19 protein-coding genes are annotated in these 22,469 nt (G+C 66.4%); 12 read left to right on the top strand and 7 right to left on the bottom strand.

The genetic code is table 11. The annotated features are described in order from the left end of the window. Positions 1–34: 34 nt before the first annotated feature. Positions 35–943, bottom strand: a complete 909-nt coding sequence (locus tag ACOEQ1_RS17860; RefSeq protein WP_419760572.1) for a manganese catalase family protein — start codon at positions 941–943, stop codon at positions 35–37. A gap of 199 nt (positions 944–1,142) precedes the next feature. Beyond that, positions 1,143–1,586 carry a pyridoxamine 5'-phosphate oxidase family protein gene (locus tag ACOEQ1_RS17855; protein WP_419760571.1) on the bottom strand — a complete coding sequence of 148 codons (444 nt, stop codon included), beginning with the start codon at positions 1,584–1,586 and terminating at the stop codon, positions 1,143–1,145. Between the two features lie 167 nt (positions 1,587–1,753). On the opposite strand from ACOEQ1_RS17855, the gene ACOEQ1_RS17850 reads away from it, so the two are divergent. Further along, entirely contained in the window at positions 1,754–2,233 is a 480-nt protein-coding gene (locus ACOEQ1_RS17850; protein ID WP_419760570.1) for a hypothetical protein, read from the top strand. On the opposite strand, the gene ACOEQ1_RS17845 is transcribed toward ACOEQ1_RS17850, so the two are convergent. From ACOEQ1_RS17845 to ACOEQ1_RS17835, 3 genes are all read right to left on the bottom strand, one after another. Then, positions 2,230–2,949: a dienelactone hydrolase family protein gene (locus ACOEQ1_RS17845; protein ID WP_419760569.1), complete on the bottom strand. Its 720-nt coding sequence runs from the start codon at positions 2,947–2,949 to the stop codon at positions 2,230–2,232. The genes ACOEQ1_RS17850 and ACOEQ1_RS17845 overlap by 4 nt on opposite strands. Positions 2,950–3,188: 239 nt before the next feature. Then, the gene (locus ACOEQ1_RS17840) at positions 3,189–4,079 is read right to left on the bottom strand and encodes an NAD(P)-dependent oxidoreductase (protein ID WP_419760568.1); all 891 of its coding nucleotides are present in this window, start codon (positions 4,077–4,079) and stop codon (positions 3,189–3,191) included. Positions 4,080–4,176: 97 nt separating this feature from the next. Further along, positions 4,177–4,896: a FadR/GntR family transcriptional regulator gene (locus tag ACOEQ1_RS17835; RefSeq protein ID WP_419760567.1), complete on the bottom strand. Its 720-nt coding sequence runs from the start codon at positions 4,894–4,896 to the stop codon at positions 4,177–4,179. Between the two features lie 91 nt (positions 4,897–4,987). Here ACOEQ1_RS17835 and ACOEQ1_RS17830 point away from each other — a divergent pair, with 91 nt between their 5' ends. From ACOEQ1_RS17830 to ACOEQ1_RS17780, 11 genes are all read left to right on the top strand, one after another. After that, entirely contained in the window at positions 4,988–5,923 is a 936-nt protein-coding gene (locus ACOEQ1_RS17830) for a fumarylacetoacetate hydrolase family protein (RefSeq protein ID WP_419760566.1), read from the top strand. A 12-nt stretch (positions 5,924–5,935) separates the two neighbouring features. Next, entirely contained in the window at positions 5,936–6,724 is a 789-nt protein-coding gene (locus tag ACOEQ1_RS17825; protein WP_419760565.1) for an alpha/beta fold hydrolase, read from the top strand. A 6-nt stretch (positions 6,725–6,730) separates the two neighbouring features. Continuing rightward, positions 6,731–7,105 (top strand): DUF1636 family protein, encoded by a 375-nt coding sequence (locus ACOEQ1_RS17820; protein WP_419760564.1) that lies wholly within the window; start codon positions 6,731–6,733, stop codon positions 7,103–7,105. A gap of 81 nt (positions 7,106–7,186) precedes the next feature. Beyond that, positions 7,187–8,476, top strand: coding sequence for an amidohydrolase family protein (locus tag ACOEQ1_RS17815; RefSeq protein ID WP_419760563.1), 1,290 nt, complete (start codon positions 7,187–7,189; stop codon positions 8,474–8,476). 54 nt (positions 8,477–8,530) lie between these two features. Beyond that, positions 8,531–9,568 (top strand): substrate-binding domain-containing protein, encoded by a 1,038-nt coding sequence (locus ACOEQ1_RS17810; protein WP_419760562.1) that lies wholly within the window; start codon positions 8,531–8,533, stop codon positions 9,566–9,568. Continuing rightward, complete coding sequence (locus ACOEQ1_RS17805) at positions 9,549–12,065, top strand: ATP-binding cassette domain-containing protein (RefSeq protein ID WP_419760561.1); 2,517 nt, start codon at positions 9,549–9,551, stop codon at positions 12,063–12,065. The genes ACOEQ1_RS17810 and ACOEQ1_RS17805 overlap by 20 nt, the downstream gene beginning before the upstream one ends. Next, positions 12,062–13,000 carry an ABC transporter permease gene (locus tag ACOEQ1_RS17800; RefSeq protein WP_419760560.1) on the top strand — a complete coding sequence of 313 codons (939 nt, stop codon included), beginning with the start codon at positions 12,062–12,064 and terminating at the stop codon, positions 12,998–13,000. Before ACOEQ1_RS17805 ends, ACOEQ1_RS17800 begins: the two co-directional genes overlap by 4 nt. Positions 13,001–13,165: 165 nt before the next feature. Then, complete coding sequence (locus tag ACOEQ1_RS17795; protein WP_419760559.1) at positions 13,166–13,663, top strand: (2Fe-2S)-binding protein; 498 nt, start codon at positions 13,166–13,168, stop codon at positions 13,661–13,663. Beyond that, positions 13,660–14,718, top strand: coding sequence for an FAD binding domain-containing protein (locus ACOEQ1_RS17790; RefSeq protein WP_419760558.1), 1,059 nt, complete (start codon positions 13,660–13,662; stop codon positions 14,716–14,718). The genes ACOEQ1_RS17795 and ACOEQ1_RS17790 overlap by 4 nt, the downstream gene beginning before the upstream one ends. Next, on the top strand, positions 14,711–16,975 hold the full coding sequence (locus ACOEQ1_RS17785; protein WP_419760557.1) for a xanthine dehydrogenase family protein molybdopterin-binding subunit: 2,265 nt from the start codon (positions 14,711–14,713) through the stop codon (positions 16,973–16,975). Before ACOEQ1_RS17790 ends, ACOEQ1_RS17785 begins: the two co-directional genes overlap by 8 nt. A gap of 211 nt (positions 16,976–17,186) precedes the next feature. Further along, positions 17,187–18,893 carry a hypothetical protein gene (locus tag ACOEQ1_RS17780; protein ID WP_419760556.1) on the top strand — a complete coding sequence of 569 codons (1,707 nt, stop codon included), beginning with the start codon at positions 17,187–17,189 and terminating at the stop codon, positions 18,891–18,893. Here the strand turns inward: ACOEQ1_RS17780 and ACOEQ1_RS17775 are convergent. Then, on the bottom strand, positions 18,890–20,701 hold the full coding sequence (locus tag ACOEQ1_RS17775) for a glycoside hydrolase family 15 protein (protein WP_419760555.1): 1,812 nt from the start codon (positions 20,699–20,701) through the stop codon (positions 18,890–18,892). The genes ACOEQ1_RS17780 and ACOEQ1_RS17775 overlap by 4 nt on opposite strands. Before the next feature lie 96 nt (positions 20,702–20,797). Continuing rightward, positions 20,798–22,462 (bottom strand): alpha-amylase family protein, encoded by a 1,665-nt coding sequence (locus tag ACOEQ1_RS17770; protein ID WP_419760554.1) that lies wholly within the window; start codon positions 22,460–22,462, stop codon positions 20,798–20,800. Positions 22,463–22,469: the final 7 nt, after the last annotated feature.

Below are 22,469 nucleotides of genomic sequence, written 5' to 3'. Positions count from 1 at the left end.
GCTTGCGCTCGTCACCGGCTGGTTTAACTTTAGGTCAGCGGCTCTTCTTGTAGAGCTTTGTCGCGATGTCGAAGATTTCCTCGGGCGCGTAGTCGGGTGCGAAGGCACCGTAATTACCGAGAAGCTCCGGAATCTTGCCGCCTTCAGGATGACCGTCGACGACCTCGAGCTTGCCCGGCGGATCGCCCGGCAGCGCCACCTCGTCGTTGGACCAGATGCCTGCCATCTCCGAGTAATCGTGTGGGCTGAACTTGTACAGGCGGCGATGGCTGCCTTCGTTCAGATACTTCTGGCACTCGGGAACGCGGTCGAGATTAATGTTCGGCGTCGGCAGCATCTTCTCGATCTCGACGCCCGTCAGCTTCTTGAGGGCGAGCGCATAGGCATGGGCATGCACGGAACCGCGCACGAGCAGGTAGCCGCAAACCTCGCGACCGGTGGGCTCCGTCATCGTCTCGTACACGCGCAGCTTGTGAATCCGGGCGCCGCATTCAAGGTGGAAATTGTGCAGAAGGTCGATGATCAGGTTACCGGTCGTGGTGACCATGTCCATGTTCCAGGACGCGGCATTGCTGTTCATCGGCATCGAGCCGCCGCCGTTGCTCAGGAAACTGCCCGCGAGACGGACATCCTGCATATCCTCGAAGGGAGCCTTGGATATGTCAACGTCAGGCGTCGGGTCGCCGGGGCCATTGTTCAGCATGGAGATGCCGGTGCTGACCAGTTCGACATGCCCAAGTTCTTCGGCAAAGATGCTCGACACAAGGCTGTAGAACGGCTTCAGCTTGGTCTTGTTGCGAAAGTTGAAGCTCTGGAACATGTAGTTGCCGAGCGTCGACATCTCACCGTATTTGCCGCCAAGCAGCTCCTGAAGTGCCGCGGCCGCGTTGGGCTCCGGCTTCTTCGGTTCCGGAAGTTCCGCCTGTAGCTTATCGATGCGCATGAACATTAGCGATCTGCCTTGTTGTTGTTGAGCACCGGTGATGCAGCTTCGGCGCGAAGAAAGGCGGTAGCCGGGCTGCTGCCGTGACGCTCAGCCGGGAAGCTAGTCCAAACGCGTTCAAAATAATCGCGATGGCGTCATCACGTCTTGATGAGGGTGAACACGGAACTGAGTACATCTCAACCGGGCGCGGATCCCATCACGCAGACTGAAGTGCGACCTCACCATCGTCCATTCCGTTCCAATAGTGTACGCGGGTCGCGTGAACATGGATCATGACGATGCCGGTCGTGTCGATCCCGTCCTTGAACCATACATCGAGATCTTTAACCCAATGTTCTTTGAACGCCTGCTTGTCGCGAACGAGTTCCGCACGGCCTTCGACGGAGATGAACACCGGCGGCTTGCCGAGAAGTCCCTTGCTGCCAACGAAAGACAAGCCGACCCGCGCATCGCGCTCGATATCCGCAACGGTATGCGCGTGCTCCCAGGTGAAGAAATACGAATCGCCCTTGAATTCCACGTCGCCGTTGTTGCTCATCGGACGCGCGGCTATATCCCCGCTCTCGGCCCGCGTGGAGAGCATCGCAAAATCGATTTCGCCCATCGCCTTCGAGACGTCAGCCAAGGTCATCTCACTCATGCACGCTGCTCCTGATAATTCTGGTCACGCCATTGCGAGCGTTTGTCTTTCCACATCTGGTATGTGTTGCGGCATGAGCAGCGGCGCCTATCCGATTGTTGACCCCGGCCGATGATGGCGCGCCGGTCCGGCAACCGTTAGGCAGCCATATAACTAGAGGACGCCTCATGAAGAGCTTCACGAAAATTCTCCGCAGCGCCCTCGTCTCCGGGACCGTCGCCAGCCTCACGTCGACCGTGGCCCTGGCGGTTGTGGCCCGGATGGAGGGCCGCAGCGCGCTTCAGCCGATCAATGCGACCAGCCACTGGCTCCACGGCCCGCAGGCCGCCGCCTTCCAGGGTGCCGACCTGAAGCGGACGGGGACCGGCTACGCGACGCATCACGCCGCGACCATCTTCTGGGCGCTGTTCTTCGCACGCTGGGTCGCGCTGGACGGGACGGTGAAAGTGTTGCCGCTGGCGAGGGACGCTGTCCTCATGGCGGCGATCGCCGCCGCCGTCGATTACGGCGCGACGCCCAAGCGCTTCACGCCCGGCTGGGAACTTGTCCTGTCCAAGCAGGCGATGGCGGCCGTCTATCTCGCGATGGCCGCCGGGTTCGCCGCCGGAACGCTACTCGACCAGAAACTGGCCGATAACGAAGCTTAGGCGAGCGTCTCGGAGAACAGCTCCTGCAAAGACGCCCAGGAGCGCGCATCGGCCTCCGCGCTGTAGCGGATGGCGTCCGGCATGTTGCGCTTCGCCGCCATCTGGTTGGTGAAGCTATGGACGGTCTTGCCGTAGAGATGCATCTGCCAATCGACGCCGGCGTCGCGCATCTCGGCTTCGAACTCCGCGCGCTGCTCAGGCGGGATCAGCGGGTCATCGGCGCCGATGCACACCAGCACACGCGCCTTGATGTTGCGCGCGTCCGTCTTCGGCGCCGTGGTGGCGAGGCCGCTATGGAAGCCGACGACCGCCGCCAAGCCGGCCCCCGAGCGTGCCAGCTCAAGCGACATGGTGCCGCCGAAGCAGAAGCCGATGGCCGCGATCCGCGACGCGTCGACCTCGGCGCGCGCCGTCAGCGCCTGCAACGCGCCGGCCGCGCGGGCGCGCGTCTTGGACGGGTCCGCGTACATGGGCTGGAGAAGACCGATCGCCTGTTGCAGGTCATCGACCAACTCGCGGTTGCCGTGCAGATCGCAGGCCAGGGCCACATAGCCGAGAGCCGCCAGACGTTCGGCCCGCGAAATCGCATGCTCGCCGAGGCCGAATGCCTCCGGGAACACCAGCACGCCGGCGCGCGGCTCGGCCGCGGGCTCGAAGAACAGCTCGCTCTTCATCGTGAGATTGTCGGCCTGATACGTCAGCGTTTCGTGCTGCATGGCGGTTATCCCAGAGTTTGATGAGGAGGTTGGACCACCTCCCCGAACCCTCCGCAAGGCCCAGGCGCGTTAAATGGCATGACAATGTTGCTCACAGGCCTGCCTCGCACGCCCCTGGACTTACGCCAGTAACGAGTGCCGGTTCTCGCTCCAGATGAATGTCGTTGAACTGAATATTTCGCCGTAAGCCGGTTCAGGAAGAAGAGCCAAGTATGCGGTTCGAGTTCGGACAGACAGTTCTAGCGCTCCGTGCCACTGTCGAGGCCGGACAGCTGCGCGAGGACCTGATAGACGACCGCTGAGTCCATCGCACCCTTGCCCTGAGCCCGCGCCGTCTCGAGCATCTCCAACGCCGCGGCCCCTACGGGCGCCGGGGCACCCAGGCTGTCGGCAAGACGCAGCGCCGTCGACAGATCCTTGTGCATGTTGTCCGTCGAGAAATGGGGTGAGAAATCTCCCGCGATCATGCGAGCCCCGCGCGTCTCCATGGCCCCGGTGCGAGCGCCACCGACACTCGTGATCTGCCGCACGCAGTCGGGGTCGATCCCGGCCTTGCGGGCGAGCACCAGCGCCTCCGCCACCGCCTCGATGGCCACGCCGAGGATGAGGTTGTTGACGAGCTTGAGCGTCGAGCCCGCGCCCGACGGACCGGCATGGACGATGACCGCCGACAGCGCCTCGAGCACAGGGCGAACGCGGTCAAGCACCGCCGCATCCCCGCCGACCATGATGCCGAGCTTGGCCGCGCGGGCGACGTTCGGGTTGCCGGTCACCGGAGCGTCGAGCAAGGCCACGCCCCGCGCCGCCGCCCGTTCGGCGAGGGAGCGCGACATCTCGGGCGCGATCGAGCCCATGTCGATGAGGATCGTCCCGTTCCTCGCGTGGTCGAGCACGCCATCAGGTCCGCAGATCACCGCCTCGGAGGCTGCCGCGTCCGTCACCATCATCATCACGATGTCCGAACCGCGGGCGAGATCGCCGATGGTTTCGGCACGGCTGGCCCCGGCCTCGACCGCCGCCGCCAGCTTCGGCTCCGAGCGGTTCCAGACAGTGACCGCAAATCCGCCGTTCAGGAGGTTGAGCACGATGGGCGTTCCCATCAAACCAAGCCCAATGAAACCGATGCGCATGATCTCTCCCCTCCGTTGATCTTGTTCGGTGCAGACCAATTGAAGCCAATTTGGTGCACGCGAGACATGCGGCCTGTCAATAGGCGGCCGAAGCCGATCACTCGCCGAACATGTATGACCGGACGTAGAGAATATGCTCGCGCATCTGAGTGCGCGCGGCGTCCCGGTCGCGGTCCTGCAGGCTCGCCACGATCGTCGTATGCTGGTTGTGGAGGGCGCGGCGGTGCTCCGGCGTCATGCTCCGCGCCTTGAGCTGTCCCCACTCGCCACGGGTGCGTACGACCGCGAGCGCGCGCGCCATTGCAACGATGGTCTGGTTGTGGGTTGCCTGCGCAATCGCCTCGTGCAGCGCACCGTCCCAATGCTCGAACTCCTCGACGTTCGCGGCTGCGGCCCCACCTTTCAGGCAAGCGGCCAGGCGTTCAAAATCGAGCGGGGTGGCGCGAGCGACCGCGAGCGGCGCCATCTCCGGCTCGAAGATCAGCCGGCATTCGACGACGCTGGCGGGGCTGAGCGAACCGGCGCTCGGCAGGAAGGCGTCTTCCGCCGACAGCCCGCTCCCGGCCTTGAAGGTGCCGCGCCCGACGTGGCGGACGATGAGCTTCTCCTGCTCCAGCACCTGCAGCGCACGCCGCACGGTATTGCGCGCCACGCCGTAGGTTTCGCCGAGTTCGCGCTCCGTCGGCAGCTTGTCGCCCACCCGCCAGCGCGATGAGCCGATCTCGCGCCCGAGCAGCTTTCGCAGGCTCTCGGCATCGCCACGCGCCGGCCCCTCGGTCGGAGGAGCAGCCTCGCTATCATGTGTGTCGGACGTCATGGCGCGGACTTGACACCGCTAAGCCAATGACTGCAACTTGGTTCTCGATTGGGAGCGTAAACAAGAATATTGGTCTAGAATTGGATCACCAATGAAATTGGCTACTATCTTGCACCAAGGGCGTCCGACGGTTTCGATCGTCGATACACATGACGATCTCTATTGGCCGCTCAACGAGGCAGTCTCGGGGTTGCCCGAGCGGATCGCGTTCGACATGGTTGCGGCAATCGCACATTTTGGACCGGTGGCTGCCTCCGCCGCGCCCGCGGCGGGGGGTCACACCCTGCAAGGCGCGCGCGTGCTGGCGCCGATCCCCAACCCGCCGCACAACATCATGTGCGTCGGCAAAAACTACCATGCTCACGCCCATGAGTTCACCAGGAGCGGCTTCGATGCGGGGGCAAAGCCCGAGGACGCGATCCCCGAGCACCCGATCATCTTCACCAAGCCGTCGAGTTCCATCACCGGCCCGGGCGACGACATCCCGCTGTGGCCGGGCGTCGATGCGGCGGTCGATTATGAAGCCGAACTCGCGGTCGTCATCGGCCGCGGCGGGCGCATGATCTCGCGCGAGGACGCGCTGCGCCATGTCTTCGGCTACACCATCCTCAACGACGTGACGGCGCGTGACCTCCAGCACCGGCACAAGCAGTGGTTTCTCGGCAAGGGCATCGACGGCTTCGGCCCGATGGGCCCCTGGATCGTGACGAAGGACGAGGTCGACGGCAGCAAGCTGGCGATCCGTTGCCGTGTCAACGGCGAGATCCGCCAGGATTCCAACACCGCCGACCTCATCTTCGACGTGCCCGCGCTGATCGAGGCGATCTCGAAGAGCGTCACCTTGTCGCCGGGCGACGTCATCGCCACGGGCACGCCGGTCGGCGTCGGCATCGGCTTCGATCCGCCGAAGTTCCTGGCGGACGGCGACGTGGTGGAAGTCGAGATCGAAGGGATCGGCATTCTCCGCAATGTCGTGCGGCGGGCAGCCGTCACGGCGCCCAGCCTGGATCAGATGGCAGCACAATAGGGAGATACGGCCATGGCGTTTGGCAACGGTCGTTTTTACGAAGAATTCGGCAATCAGGGCGAGACGCTTGTCCTGGTTCACGGCCTCGGCGGCAGCACCAATACCTGGTATCCGCAGACGCAGATACTGAAGCGCGACCTGAAGATCGTGGCCTATGACTTGCCCGGCTCTGGCCGCACTCCGGTCCGCGACGACGTGACGATCGATAGCCTCGTCGCCGACCTGCACGAGGTGGTGGAGCAGTCCGGCAGCGGACGGGTGCATCTCGGCGGTCATTCGCTCGGCACCATCATCTGCCAGCACTATGCCGCGCGTCATCCGGACAAGGTGGCGAGCCTGGCACTGGTCGGCGCGTTTCCCGAACCGCCCGAGCCCGCTCGCAAGGCCCTGAAGGACCGCGCCGCGAAAGTTCGCGCCGAAGGCATGGCATCGATCGCCGACGCCATCGTGACGGCGGGCACCTCGGACGACACCAAGGCGAACAACCTCGTTGCGGCGTCATTCGTGCGGGAAAGCATCATGGCGCAGCCGGCGGAAGGTTATGCCCGCGCCTGCGAGGCGCTCTCCGCACTCACACGCGCCGATCTCTCGAAGTGGCATGGGCCGGCGCTGCTGCTCACCGGCGACCAGGATCGCACGTCGCCGCCCGATACCGGTTCGGCGCTGGCGGCGAGCATCGAGGGTTCCGAGTTCCGCGTGCTGGACGGCTGTGGGCACTGGGCAACGATCGAGCGGGCGAAACAAGTCAACTACGCGCTCACCCTGTTCTACTCGCGGCAGCGTGCCGCCAAGGCGGCATAGGCGGCTGTGGCTCGGGTATTCATCTGCACGACCTGCAACCGTTACGATCCGCCCGCGGCGGGCGAGGATGCGCCCGGGCTGCAACTCGCGCGGGCGATGAAGCGCGCGGCGGCCGCAAACGGCAGCACCGTCGCAGTCCGGATGGTGGAGTGCCTCAACACGTGCCCGCAGCCCTGCGCGGCGACATTGCGGGAGCCGGGCAAGATCGTCATCCGCTTCGGGCAGCTGGGCCTCGACGATGCGCCGGCTCTGCTAGCCGCCGCCGAAACCTATGCGCGGACGGCAAACGGCGAGATTGCCGAAAGCGCGATGCCTGAGCGTCTTCGGCGAAAAGTCACCGGGCTTGTAACGCTTGGTGTTCCGGAAGCGGCATCTGTGTAGGATAATCAGGACCTGACCTGAACGTCAGGACATCGGCGACGGCACCAATAGAATTGGCCGCGCAAGAAACGGGAGACGACAATGGCGAAAACGCTGTTCAAGAACGTGATGATCTTCGAAGGGACCGGCAAGACGCTGGTGCCCGGTGAAGTGCTGGTGCAGGGCAACCGCATCCAGGCGGTATCCGGCCCCGGCGAGAGCCTCAATGCCGAAGGCGCTCAGGTGCTGGACGCCGGCGGTGCGACGCTCATGCCCGGCATGGTCAATACCCACGCCCATCTGACCTACAACAACGGAACATCCGTTGCCGCGCTGACCGCCATGCCGGTCGAAGAGCATGTGCTGATGACCATGCATCATGCGAAGCTCGCGCTCGACATGGGGTTCACGGCGGTGATGGGCGCAGCCTCCGCCAAGCCGCGCCTCGACATCGTCATCCGGAACGAGATCAACGCCGGCAAGATCCCCGGCCCGCGCATGCTGGCGGGTTCGCCCGAACTGACCGTGACCGGCGGCCTTGCCGACGATAACCAGCTCGATGCGAAACACCCGTCGATCTCGATCATCTGCGATGGCGCCGAGGAGTTCCGCAAGACCGTGCGGATGCTCATCCGCGAGGGCGTGGATGTCATCAAGTTCAACAATTCCGGCGACAGCTTCTGCTATCCCCGGATGGCCGCCTACGACAACCCGATGACGGATGCCGAGGTCGCCGCGATCTGCGACACCGCCAACAACATCGGCAAGCGGCTTGCGGCGCATGCCCACGCGGACAGTTCCGTGCGGCAGTGCATCAAGCACGGCGTCGAGTTCATCTTCCACGCCAGCTTCGCCACCGACGAGACCATCGAGATGCTGGAGCGCGTGAAGGACAAGCACTACATCTCGCCCGCCATCGCCGCCCGGTACAACACCACCTACGAGGCGAAGGATTGGGGCATCACCACCGATGTCGCCGAGATGATCGGCAACAAGCGCGAGCTTGAAGAAGGCATCAAGGTGATGAAGAAGATGCACGCCGCTGGCATCAAGGTCGTGCCGTTCGGCGATTACGGCTTTGCCTGGCTGCCGCACGGCACCGAGGCGCGCGACCTCGAGCACTTCGTCAACCTGTTCGGCTTCGAGCCGTGGGAAGCGCTGCGCTCCGCCACCGCCTATGGCGGCGAGGCCTGGGTCGGCAAGTCGGGCGAGAAGATGGGGCGCATCGCGCCGGGTTACCTCGCCGACATCCTGCTGGTGGACGGCAACCCGCTGCTCGACCTCAGCCTGCTGCAGGACCGGCACTCCCTGCTCGCGATCATGAAGGACGGGCAGTTCCATAAGTCGTTCCAGGGGCGGGTCGCGGCGGACCGGCAGATGGCGGCGGACTGACGTTCGCAGCCTCAACACAACAACAAGAAAAACAACCGGAGGATCGGACGGCTAATGGATCGGAGACAGTTTCTGGGTGGAATGGCGGCGGTCGGCGCCGGTGCGGCGGGCCTCGGCTCGGCGCTGCCGGCGCAAGCCGCGGATGTCGTGATCGGCCTGTCGAACGGCTATTTCGGGTCTGAGTGGCGCGACCAGATGGTGGCCGGAGCGCAGGCTCAGTTCGATATGTACAAGAGCGAGGGGAAGGCGTCCAAGCTCATCGTCCAGCAGGCGGGCGCAGACATCAACCAGCAGATCCAGGATGTCCGCAACATGATCCTGCAGGGGGTTTCCGTCATCACGATGGACCCCAACTCCGGCACCGCGCTCGATAGCGTCATCAACGAGGCGAAGCGGTCCGGCATTCCGGTGATTGCGTTCGACCAGGCGGTGAAGAACCCCTACGCGCTCAGCATCACGGTGAACCACTACACCTGGGCGACCCGCTACGCGGACTGGGTCGCCAAGACGCTGAACGGCAAAGGTAAAGTCGTCGTCATGGACGGCATTCCCGGCAATCCCGCAGCCGAGACCCGCCGCCGCGCCGCGCACGATGTCTTCGCCAAGTATCCGGGCATCGAGATCGTCTGGTCCGGCTATGGCTACTGGGACCAGGCGAAGGCGCAGAACGTGATGGCGACGGTCATCGCCGCGCAACCGCAGATCGACGGCGCATTCGTCGAGGACAGCATGGGCCTCGGCGTGCTGCGCGCCTTCCAGAACGCGCGCCGGCCGATCCCGGTGATGACGGCGGAGGCGCAGAAGGCGTTCCTGCTCGCCTGGAAGAAGGAACTTGCCGGGGGCACCAACATGCAGGCGTTCGCCCAGCCCAATCCGCCCGACATCAGCCGCAATGCCATCGGCGTGGCTGTGCGTCTCGCGGCGGGCCGCAAGCTCAAGCCGCAACCGGACAACACGGTCTACTATCCGATCCACTTGGAGGTGACCCGCGACAACCTCGACCAGACGCTGGCGGGCATGAAGGACAAGCCCGACAGCTACTTCCTGGCCGAGTGGTTCTCGGAACAGCAGCTTGACGCTCTCTTCACCTGACATGCTGGTGGCGACGGCGGCCGAGCCCAAAACGCTCGGCACCTCGACGCCCGCGCTGATCCAGGTGCGTGGCGTCACCAAACGCTTCGGCGGGGTCGTGGCGCTCGACGGCGTCGATCTGACCCTGGCGCCCGGCCGTGTGCTCGGGCTGCTCGGCGCCAATGGATCGGGGAAGAGCACGCTGTCGCGCATCATCGCCGGCGAGGTGACGCCCGATGCCGGCACGATGGAGATGGAGGGCGCGGTGCTCCGCCATGCCTCGCCGCACGCGGCGGCCCGGCGCGGCATCATCATCGCCCATCAGCACCCGAGCCTCGCGCCCGACATGCCGGTGTGGGAGAACATCTTCCTCGGCGCAGAGCTGTGCCTTGCCGGCGGCTTCATCGACCGCGCGGAGGCCCGTCGCCGGGCAGGCGCGCTGCTCGCAGAACTCGGCAGCAGCATGGACATCGGCAGCCCGGCCGGAAGGCTGTCGGCTGCCGGGCAGCAGCTCGTCGAGATCGCCCGCGCGCTCGCCCGGAACCCGCGCCTGCTGATCCTGGACGAGCCAACGGCCGCGCTCGCATCCGCCGAGGTCGCGAAGCTCTTCGCCGCCATCCGCCGCCTGACCGCACAGGGCATCGGCATCATCTTCATCTCCCACCGGCTCGCCGAGATCGAGGAGATCTGCGACGACATCCTGGTGATGCGAAACGGGCGGACGGCCGGCGCCTGGACGACCTCCGGGCGGCTGGACGAGGCGCGCATTCTCTCGCTGATGACTGGCGACCCCGACGCCGTGTTGCGCCCCATGGCGCGGCGCACGATCGGCGAGACGGTGCTCAAGCTGCAGGGGTTGCGATCAGGAACTGCCGTGCGCGGCGTCGACCTGGAATTGCGTCGCAGCGAGATCGTCGGCCTCGCCGGTTTGCAGGGCCAGGGTCAGGCCGAGCTGCTGGAGGCGATTGCCGGGCATCGGCGGATCGAAAGCGGCACGCTCTGGCATCGGGACGGTGCGGTGACGCCGTCTCTTCCGCGCGACATGATCCAGCGCGGCGTGTGCCTGGTGCCGGACGACCGGCTGCGCCAGGGCCTGTTCAGCGGCGAGAGCGTCGGCGAAAACCTGGGCTACGTGAAGATCGCGCTCACGAAACGACCCTGGACGCTGCCGCTGGCGGACCTCGGACGGCTGGCGGCTGATGCCATCCGCAGGCTGCTCATCAAGACCGAGGGCCCAAACCAGCTTGTGTCGGCGCTCAGTGGCGGCAACCAGCAGAAGGTCGTCATCGGCAAATGGCTGGCGACGGAGATCGAGGTCCTGCTGCTCAGTGACCCGACCAAAGGCGTCGACATCCATGCCCGCTCGGAGATCTATTCCATCATCGGCGAACTGGCGGCGGCCGGCACGACGGCGCTCATCTTCGCCTCCGAGATCCAGGAGCTGCTGCTGCATTGCGACCGCATCCTGGTCATGTACGAGGGCCGCATCGTCGCCGACCTGAGCGGCGAGGCGATGACCGAGCCGCGCATCATGGCGGCGGCGTTCGGCCGGGCGCGCGGCCCTGGAAACCGCGTTATGATGCGGGCGCTGCGACACGCCGGGATCATCCCGAGCCTGCTCATGCTGGTGGTGGTGATCGCGCTCAATGCCCGGTTGCAACCGCACTTCTTCGGGTTGCCCTCGGTCGAGGACAACATCGCGACCTTCACGCCGACGATCCTCATCTGCCTCGCGCAGGCGGTGATCGTGCTGAGCCGCGAACTCGACCTTTCGGTCGGCGCGGGGGTTTCGCTCATCAACTGCTTCCTGGCGACGGTGCCCTCCAGCGCGGTCGGCGGCCCCTGGGGGCTCATGGGCTGCGCGTTGCTGCTGGCCCTGGCGCTGGGCGCGGTCAACGGCGTCATCGTCACCGTCTTCGGATTGCCCTCGCTCATCGCGACCTTCGCCACGGGCGCTGTCTGGTATGGGCTGGCGCTCGCCCTCATGCCGCAGCCGGGCGGGCAGATCGACGAGGTCATCGGCAACTTCTACTCGGACACCGTGTTCGGCCTGCCGGTGCCCTTGCTGATCGTGGTCTTCGGATTGCTGCTCTGGACGGTGCTCGGGCGGCATCGGCTGGGCCGGCGGATCGTGGCCGTCGGCAGCAACCCCGTCGCCGCCTTCCAGGCCGGCATCGGCGTGGCACGGGTTAAGTTCACCGCCTACCTCGTCGGCTGGCTGCTGGTGGGGCTCGGCGCCATCTCGATCTCGGCGCAGACCCTGTCGGGCGATGCGGGCGTCGGCACCGCCTATACGCTGACCTCGGTCGCGGCGGTCGTCATCGGCGGCATCTCGCTTGGCGGTGGGCGCGGCACGCCCTGGGGCGCGCTCATCGGCGCGCTGGTGCTCGGCGTCGTCACCAACGTCATCTACTTCGCCGGCATCCCCAGCATCTGGCAGGAGTTCTTCAAGGGGCTCGTGATCGTGGCGGCGCTTGGCTTCATGGTGCTCGAACAAAGACGGACGGCCATCGCATGAGAAGCTTTGCTCTCGGGCGTCCGGCGCTGCTGCTGGGGCTGACCATCGCCCTGCTGGTGGTGGGCGAACTCGTGCTGCCGGGCTTCGTGGGCTACGGCCAGATCGGCAACCAGCTCAAGATCGCCTCGTTCCTCGGGCTGTTCGGCCTGTGCCAGACCGTCGTCATCGCGGCTGGTGGCCAGGGGCTGGACCTCTCGGTCGGCGCGGTCGCGACGTTGGGCGGCATTCTCGGCGCTGGCCTGATGGCCGGCAGCAACCTGATGACGCCGCTCGGCGGATTGGCGGCTGTGGGCGCCGGCCTCGGCGTCGGCTTTCTCAACGGCATGGGCGTCGCCGTGCTCGGCGTCCCACCGCTGGTGGCGACCCTCGCGCTCTCCAGCGTCGTCGATGGCGCGCTTATCGTCGGCGTCTCGCTCGCCCATCCGGCGGATAATGCGAGCCCGGCGCTGGTGGCCTTGGCCGGCCGCGGCTTCGCCGGCGTGCCCAGCGTAGCCCTGCTGTGGGCGGCGGTCGCGGCCATCGCGATCTGGCTGCTGTCGCGCTCGGCCTGGGGGCGGCAGCTCTGCCGCACCGGGGCCAATCCGGTCACCGCCCGGTTGAGCGGCACCAACACGGTGCGCGTCCGCGTCGTCGCCTACATGCTGAGCGGCGCGGTGGCCGCCCTCGGCGGATTTCTCCTCACCGGCTACGTCGGGCAGGCGTTCCTGGGGTTGGGCAACGCCTATGTGCTGACGAGCATCGTCGTCGCCGCCATCGGCGGGGTCACGCTGGCTGGGGGAAAAGCGCCCTACGGCAGCGTCGCCTGCGCCGCGATCCTGATGACAGTCCTGGTGAGCCTGCTGACGGCGATCAACATGGGCGAGAGCGGCCGCCAGATCATCTTCGGCCTGACCCTGCTGGTGTTCCTGATGATCGACCGCCGCCTCGCGACGTAGGTCCGGACCTGCCATCACCGCCCTGTGATTAAATGGTCATCGAACCCGGCTTGCGTAGTGGAGGCAGCCTCCGCGATGCTGTAAGCGGGTCACGTCCTTGTACCCCCGCCGCCGCCAGGGCCTCGTCTCGCGCGGCGCGCTTCCAGTTTCAGATCAGGAGGCTCCATGAGCCTGACCATCGCCCTCACCGTCAACGGCGTCCAACACGAGGTCGCGCTCGAAGATCCACGCGTCACGTTGCTCGACCTGCTGCGCGAGCGCCTCGACCTCCCCGGCACCAAAAAAGGCTGCGACCGCGGCCAATGCGGCGCCTGCACCGTCCTCCTCGACGGGCGGCGCGTGAACTCGTGCCTCGCGCTCGCCGTCAGCCACGACGGGGCGGAGATCGTGACAATCGAGGGCCTCGCCACCGAGGATGAGCTGCACCCGGTCCAGGCCGCGTTCATCGCCTGCGACGGCTTCCAGTGCGGTTTCTGCACGCCCGGGCAGATCATGAGCGCCGTCGGCCTGATCCAGGAAGGGCATGCTGGAGACGACCCCGAGCGCATTCGCGAACTCATGAGCGGCAACCTGTGCCGTTGCGGCGCCTATGCGGGCATCACCGAGGCGGTGCTCGAAGCGACGCACACCCTCGAGCAGTCGGACCGGAAGCAAGCGGCATGAAGACCTTCGAATACATCCGGCCGGCCACGATCGCCGAAGCGATCGCCGCCGCCGCCCATCCGGGCGCCAGCTACCTCGCCGCCGGAACGAACATCGTCGACCTCATGAAGGGCAACGTGCTGCGCCCCGGCCGGCTTGTGGACGTGACCCGCCTGCCCGGCCTCGACAGCATCGACCACCTCGACGACGGCGCCGTCCGCATCGGGGCCTTGGTCAGCAACGCCGACCTCGCCTACGACACCGAGTTCGCCCGCCGCTTCCCGTCCGTCGCGGAGGCGCTGCTGTCGGGCGCCTCGGCGCAGCTGCGGAACGCCGCGACCGTCGGCGGCAACCTGCTCCAGCGCACCCGCTGCGCCTACTTCTACGACCCCGCGAGCGCCTGCAACAAACGGAGCCCCGGCGCCGGTTGCGATGCTCATGGCGGCGAGAACCGCCAGCACGCCATCCTCGGCTGGAGCGAGGCTTGCATCGCCACCCAGCCGTCGGACTTCTGCGTGCCGCTCGCGGCGCTCGGCGCCATCGTCGAAATCGAGGGCGCCAACGGACGCCGCGAGGTGCCCTTGGAAGCGCTGCACCGCCTTCCCGAGCAGTCGCCCGAACGCGACACCGTGCTCGAACCCGGCGAACTGATCGTCGCCGTCCGGCTGCCGGCGGAGGCCGCAGCCTTCGCGCCCCATGCGCGCTACCTCAAGGTGCGGGACCGCACCTCCTACGCCTTCGCCATCGTGTCGGCGGCGGCGCATCTCCGCATGGATGGCGGCCGGATCGCCGAGGCCCGGATCGCGCTCGGCGGCGTTGCCCATAAGCCGTGGCGGGCGTTCGAAGCCGAGGCGGCGCTCGCCGGGGCAACCCCTGGACGCGACGCCTACACGCGGGCTGCCGAGGCGGCGCTTGCCGCTGCCCGGCCCTCCGGCGACAACGCCTTCAAGATCGAGCTGGCACGCCGGATCATCGTTCGCGCCCTCGCGCTCGCGGCCGCCGGCACGCCGGATCGCATGCCGGCGCTGCCGGCTTCGCCCTTTGCCATTTCCACCGGAGCGTCCGTCCATGTCTGACACCAACACGACCCGGATGCCCGCCAATATCCGCCATGGTTCCAGCATCGGGCAGCCGCTGACCCGGCGCGACGGCCTGCTCAAGGTTACCGGCCGCGCCCGCTACGCCGCCGACAACCACCCGCCCGGCATGCTGTATGCCGTCTGCGCCGTCAGCACGATCTCGCGCGGGCGCGTCACGGCGCTCGACGTGGCGGCAGCCAAAGCTCATCCCGGCGTGGTCGAGGTGATGACCCCGGCCAACCGTCCGGCCGTCGCCCATGATCCGGACGAAAAAAGCGGCATGTTCGACTTCAAGCTCGACCTGCTGCAATCGGACCACGTCCGCTACGCCAACCAGCCGATCGCCGTCGTGATTGCCGAGACGTTCGAAGCGGCTGTCGAGGGCGCGACCCTGCTCGCCCCACGCTACGAGATCGAGACACCGAGGGTCGGGCTGGATGCGGGCGAGAGCTTCGCGCCGCCGGTGGTGGGCGTCGGCCTGCCCACCGAGACGCATCATGGCGACATCGGCGCTGGCCTCGCGGGCGCCGCCCATCGCATCGACGCGACCTACGAGACGCCGGCCCAGTACCACAACCAGTTGGAGCCGCATGCCGTCGTCGCTGTATGGGACGGCGACAACGTCGTGATCGACACGCCCACCCAGGGCCTCGGGATCATGCAGGACCGCATCGCGCGCCTGCTCGATATTCCGCACGAGAACATTCACATCCGCTCGCCATTCCTCGGCGGCGGGTTCGGCGGCAAGGGCCTGGTCGCCGGGCCGCAGCTGCTCGGCATCATCGCCGCCCGCATGGTCGGCCGCCCGGTGAAGCTCGTGCTGCCGCGCGACCAGATGTTCGGAATGGTCGGCCACCGTGCGCCGACGCGGCAGAAGCTGCGCCTGGGCAGCGACGCGGACGGCCACCTCACCGCGATCGAGCACCATACCCATACCGCGAGCAGCACCTACGACGACTTCTATGAGGCGGCGGCCGAGATCGCGCATGTCCTCTATGCGAGCCCGAACATAGCGACCGCCCATACCGCCGTGCGTCTCGACACCGGGACGCCCACCTTCATGCGCGCGCCGGGAGAGGCGCCGGGCAGCCTCGCGCTGGAATCGGCGATCGACGAGATGGCGGAAGCCTGCGGCATGGACCCGCTCGCCTTCCGCCTCGCCAACTACGCCGAGACCGACCCGATCTCCGGCAAGCCCTACTCGTCGAAAGCGCTGCGGGAATGCTACGCGCAGGGCGCGGCGCGCTTCGGCTGGGCCGGCCGGCCGCTCGCATCCCGGCAGACGCGCGACGAGAACGGCCTGCTGGTCGGCTGGGGCATGGGCACCGCGACTTATCCCGCGCACATGTTCCAGGGCAAGGCGCGCGCCGTCATCCGTCGCGACGGCTCCGGCCTGGTCGAGACCGGGGCGCATGACATGGGCCAGGGCGCCTGGACGGCACTGGCGCAGATCGCCGCCGACGGCCTCGCGCTGCCGATGGATCGGCTCGAATTCCGCGCCGGCTCGTCCGACCTGCCGGATGCCGGCATCGCGGGCGGCTCCGGCCACACGGCGACCGTCGGCATGGCCATTCATAACGCTGGCGCCGCCGTCATTGCCCGCCTCGCAGAACTCGCGATGCGCGACGAGCGCTCGCCTCTGTTCGGCGCCGGCAATGCGGGTTTGGCAGCCCGCGACGGGCGCCTGCACCGCCTCGACGACGAATCCCGCAGCGAGAGCTACAGCGAAATCCTCGCGCGGGCGGGTCTCGACGAGGTGGACGGAAGCGGCACCGGCGCCGCCGACGAGGCGACGCACGAAGCGTATGCGATGCATGCGCACGGCGCCGTTTTCGCGGAGGTCAAGGTGGACCCGGATCTCGGCCAGATACGCGTGAGCCGCATGGTGGGGGCATTCGCCGCCGGCCGGATCATCAACCCGCATCTGGTACGCAGCCAGTACTACGGCGGCATGATCTGGGGCATCTCCTTCGCACTCCACGAGCGCGCGATCATCGACCCGCGCACGGGCCGGCCGATGAACACCAACCTCGCCGAGTATCAGGTGCCGGTGAATGCCGACGTGCCCTCGCTCGAGGCGATCATCGTCGATGAGGTGGACCCGCACGTGAACGCGCTCGGGATCAAGGGCGTGGGCGAGATCGGCATCACGGGGAGCGCCGGCGCCATCGCCAACGCGGTCTACCACGCAACCGGAATCCGGGTGCGGCAGTTCCCGATTTCGCTGGACCGGACGATGTCCGCCGCCGCCTGAACGCGGAGACGCCCCCAGCGGTGCGGGGGGCGTCTCGCTGCTTCTACCCCATGAATTTCGGCAGGTTGTTTGCGCCGTCATCTGGGGCGGAGCGCTTCACTGAGGGTGAGCACCATCCGCCGTCATTGAAGCTTAACAGACAGTAACCATAGCAACCCGATAATCACATTCCTGTTCGAAGCGGTGACCCAGCTTCTCAGGAGTTGTTGCTATGGTCAGGAACAATCACCTAACGGCGGCGCTTTTGTCTGCCACGATGCTCGCCACCCTCGTGCTTCGTCCGCACGAGGCTGCGGCGCAGTCGGCCGCGCAGCTGCAGGCGATCGAAAGCCAGATCAACGCCCTGCAGGCCGAGATCCGGGCGATGAAGGTGCAGATGGCCCGGCGCGACAGCGCCTTGAGGCAGGCGCAGGCCGAGGCAGCGGAAGCGCGCAGCCAGGCCCGCCTTGCCGCTGTGCATACGCAGCAGATTGAGACGACGGTATCGCATGCTCCGGCCCCGACGATCGTGTATGCGGCGCCGCCCCCGGCCGCCCCGGCGCCGCCGCCGCTGCCCACCGGGTCCTTCCGCCTCGGTGCCGTCACCGTGACCCTGGGCGGCTTTGCGGCGGCCGAAGGCGTCTACAGGTCGCGCAACGAAGCGGCGAGCATCGACACGAACTTCAACACGGGCATTCCGCTTCGGAACTCGCCCAACTATCACGTCCCGGAATACCGCGAGACGGCGCAGCAGAGCCGCTTTTCCGTGCTGACGCAGGCAAAGCTCGACGATTCAGAGAAGCTCACAGGCTACCTGGAAACCGACTTCCTGAGCGCCGGTTCGTCATCGAACTCGAACCAGAGCAACAGCTACACGCTCCGGCTGCGCCAGTTCTGGGGCGAATACGACAACAGCTACCTGGGACTGCACTTCGTCGGCGGTCAGGGCTGGAGTTTGGCGACACTGTACAGCAAAGGCCTGCTGCCGCGCAGCGAGAACGTCCCGCTCACGATCGATGCGCAATATGTGGTGGGTTTCGACTGGGCGCGACAGACCGAATTCCGGGTCGTCAAAGACTTCGACAACCAGAAATACTGGCTCGGTTTCTCGGCCGAGGAACCGCAAACCACCTTCAGCGGCAATGCCGGCCCCAACTGTCTGACCGGCGCCGCGGCGCCCACCGCCATCGGCGGTTCCGACCTCGAATACACCGCCTGCGGCGGTTCCAACGTCAACTCCATCCAGGCCTACAGCGATAACAGCGCGCCCGATCTTATCGCCAAGTTCGCGGCCGACCCCGGCTTCGGGCACTACGAGGTCTATGGGCTTCTGAGCTTCCTCGGTGGCCGGGTCTCCAACCCCGCCAGCGGGACGGGTACCAACTACAACACGACCGGTGAGGGTGTCGGGGCCGGCATGATCCTGCCCGTCATCCGGAACAAGCTGAACTTCCAGGTCAGCGGCCTCATCGGCGACGGTGTCGGGAGATACGGCACCGCACAGCTTCCTGACGCGACATTCAACACGACCGGAAAGATCGAGCCGATCCCGGCCTACTCGATCATGGGCGGATTTGTTGCCCACGCAACGCCCAAGCTCGATCTTTACACCTATGGCGGCGCGGAAGGGGCGAAGGCGAAATACTATACCACCGGCACCACCACCAGCGGCTATGGGAACCCCAACGTCAACCTGTCAGGTTGCGCGCTCGAACTTGGAACGTGCAACGCCACCACCTCCGCGGTGGTCGAGGCTACGATCGGCGCCTGGTATCGCTTCATCAAGGGCAGCTTCGGGACATTGGAATTCGGCGCGCAGTACGAACACATCCAGCGCAACACCTTCGCGGGTGTCGGTTCAACCAAGGGCAGCACTGTCAGCCCGTCGGCGGATGAGAATGCCGTGCTGATCAGCTTTCGCTACTTGCCGTTCAACTAGCCGTCCGAGCCAGCGTCTGGCGCTCTCTGTTCCGCTTCGCCGATTGAGAATGCGGCGTGGACGAGCGCCAGATGACTGAGCGCCTGGGGCAGGTTGCCAAGCATCTCGCCCGATCGCGCATCGATCATTTCGGTGAGCAACCCGAGGTTGGTGCCGCAACGCTCCAGCATTCCGTCCATCTGGCGCCGGGCGGAAGCCAGATCGCCGAGCAGGGCAAACGCTTCAACCAGCCAGAAGCCGCAGGCGGTGAAGGTGCCTTCCTCGCGCTCCATGCCGGAGTAGCGATAGACCAACGGTCCTCTCGCGAGTTCCTGGACAACGGCGTCACGCGTGGCCGCAAGCCGGTCGCGCCGCTCGAAGCCGAAACGCGTCGCGAGCAGCAGCGCCGCATCGAGGCGCTCCGTGCCGGGATGCATGGTGTAGGACTGCTTCGCATCGGACCAGCAGTTCGCATCGACCCAGTCGCGGATGCGGTCGCGCTCGCGGCGCCAGCGACCGGCGTGCTGCACGTCGATCTGATGCTTCTCCGCGAGGCGGACACCACGGTCGAGCGCCGTCCAGCAGCCCATCTTGGACATCGTGTAGTGCTCGACCTCATCGAGTTCCCAGATGCCGGCGTCCTTCTGCATCCACATGTCGGCGCAACGATCGACGAGCTCGCCGAGCAGGCGGCGCGTCAGCAGATCGAGGACGTGACCGCTTTCGACAAACAACGCCGCCGTTTCGAGAATGTCGCCGAAGGTGCCGAGCTGAAGCTGGTCCCGCGCCTTGTTGCCGAGCAGCACGTCCCGGCTGCCGCGATATCCTGGAAGGTCGAGCGTCTCCTGGGCGGGAGCCACGTCGCCGTCCAGCCGGTACATCGTGTGAAGCGGCATGCCGTGCCGGCGGATCGTGCCCATGAGCCAGGAGAACGCCGCCTTGGCCTCCTCGGTCGCGCCGACCCGCAGGAACGCCTTGATCGTGTAGGCCACATCGCGCACCCAGGCGTAGCGGTAATCGTAGTTCTTGGTTCCGCCCAGCCGCTCCGGCAGGGAGTTGGTCGCGGCAGCGGCGGTGGCCCCGCTTGGCGAGAACAGCAGCAGCTTGAGCGCCAAGGCGCTGCGGCGCACCGTGCTGGCATAGGGCCCGTCGATCTTGAGGTTGCGCGCCCATTCCTGCCAGGAGGCGCTGGACCGGTCGAGCCGGGCGTCGATGTCCGCCAGAGGCGGCAGGATGAGGGGCTCGTTCCCCGAGGCGAGAATAGCGACGAGGCTGCGCGAGCCCGGCGAGGTCACCAGACTGCAGACGAGGTGGCGGTCGTCCCGCGTGACCCGCTCCACGTCGTCCGTCGCCCGGAACGCCGCGATGACGCCGTCGATATGCAGCACGTCGCCGTGCGGGCTGTCTTCGCGCCACGGGTTGCCGTGCCCCAGCCGGTGACCGGGCCGGCATTCGATGCGAAACTCGACCTCGCCCTCAAGGCCTTCGATGCGACGGGCCAACTCGCTCCATGGCAACCGGCCGGAGATGCCGCTGTTCAGCCCATCCGTCAGCCGTGCGCGGCCCGAGGCCGTGGTGAAGGTCTGGACGAGCACGTTGCTGTCGGGGAGATAATCTCGCGCGACCTCGAACGCGTCCACGGGCGTCACGGAAAAGCGGCCGCCTTCCCATGGGTCGAGGAGGCGGTCGAAGAACGGAACGCTGTCCATGTGGGGGACGCACCACCAGTCGATCGAGCCATCGGCGCCGACGATCGCGACCGACCGCCCGTCGCCGATCGCCGCATACCGGTCGAGCGGCAACTCCCCATCGAGGCGTGCACCGCTCATTCCGCGCACATGGCTTCTGCGGTGGCTCTCATCCGGCGGCTCTCCATCCGGCTAGTCAGTATTGGAGTGGCGACCCCGCATACAAGGCCCGACGCTCTAAACGTCCCGGCGGCGAAGCAGGTAATCGAGGCCGCCAACCCGGTACCACCGGTAGCCGTATGGCTCGAGCAGAATGCAGTGGCGCCCGTCGTCGCCCGGCTCGCTGTTGTTGTCCGACAACAAATTGACCAGCAGACTGTCGTGGGTGCCTTCGGCGCCGGGGGTCAGTCTGATCTCGAGCGGCATATCGCTGAAGTTGTGGATGAACAGCGCCGCGTTGCCGCGCCAGTCATAGCGGATCGCCAGCACATCGTTCCGGCCTGTCCGCAGGATGGTGGGAATGCCCCAGCCGACCTCCGGCACCTCCTTCCGCATCCGCAAGATGCGCTCCATCCAGTTCAGCAACGAGTCCGGGTTCCGCCGCTGCTCGGCCACGTTGACGTGCGCGAAACCGTAGGGCCCATCGTGGATCGGCGGCAGCACCGGTGTGTCGCTCAGGGTAAAGCCGCCTTGGCGCTCGACCGACCATTGCATCGGGGTGCGGGCGCAATTGCGCTCGGGCAGCGACAGATCGTCGCCCATTCCTATTTCGTCTCCATAACGAATGACCGGCGTGCCCGGCAATGTGACCATGAGGCTGTAGGCCATTTCCAGCCGGCGGCGATCGCCCTGCAGCATCGGGGCCAGGCGCCGCCGGATGCCGCGTCCGTAGAGCTGCATGGTCTTGTCGGGGCCGAAGGCCGCGAACACCGCCTCGCGCTGCGCCTCCGTGAGGCGGCCTAGATCGAGTTCGTCGTTGTTGCGCAGGAACTGCCCCCACTGCGCCGTCGCCGGACGCGCCTCGGTCGCCTTGAGAGCCTTCGCCAGAAGCCGGGTGTCGGCGGTCGCCAGAGCATGGAACAGGTGCTGGTTGACCTGGAAGTTGAACATCATCTGCATGCGCTCGCCGGTCTTGCCGAAATAATTCATGTCGGTGTCCGGCAGGACGTTCGCCTCGCCGAGGATGACGGCGTCGCCGCGCCGCCACTGAAGAAACTCGCGCAAGGCCCGCAGCATTTCGTATTGCTCGTGCTGGCCGTGCACGTCGGCGCCCTTGCGGGAGATCACGAAGGGCACTGCATCCATGCGAAAGCCCGAGACGCCGAGCTGCAGCCAGAACCCCATGATGCGAAGGATCTCGGCCAGCACCTCCGGGTTCGCGGTGTCGAGGTCGGGCTGGAAATCGTAGAAGCGGTGGAAGTACCAGGCTTTCGCGACCGGGTCCCGCGTCCAGGTGGATGTCTGCACACCGGGGAAAACGATGCCGTCGGCGGCGTCCGCGGGCTCCTTGTCCGCCCACACATACCAGTCGCGGTAGCGGGATTTCGGATCGGCGCGCGCCTGCTGGAACCACGGGTGCTGGTCGGAGGTGTGGTTGACCACGAGGTCGATCAGCACGCGGATGCCGCGCTGCTCGCAGCCATGGGTGAACTCCACGAAGTCGCCGAGCGTGCCGTAGCGTGGATCGACACCGTAATAGTCGGCGACATCGTAGCCGTCGTCACGCCGCGGCGAAGGCTGGAAGGGCATGAGCCAGATGGCGGTGACGCCGAGGCCCTGCAGATAGTCGAGGCGTCGGATGAGGCCCTTGAAGTCGCCGATGCCGTCGCCGTCCGCATCCATGAACGTATCGACCGACAAATTATAGATGACGGCGTTCTTGTACCAAAGATCGTTGATCATCCGCTCG

Origin of the sequence: Acidisoma sp., assembly GCF_965199065.1 — a bacterium.
In the GTDB taxonomy this organism is placed as follows: Bacteria; Pseudomonadota; Alphaproteobacteria; order Acetobacterales; family Acetobacteraceae; genus Acidisoma.
The sequence above is the reverse complement of the archived record's forward strand: the minus strand, read 5'-3'. Positions and strand labels throughout refer to the sequence as shown.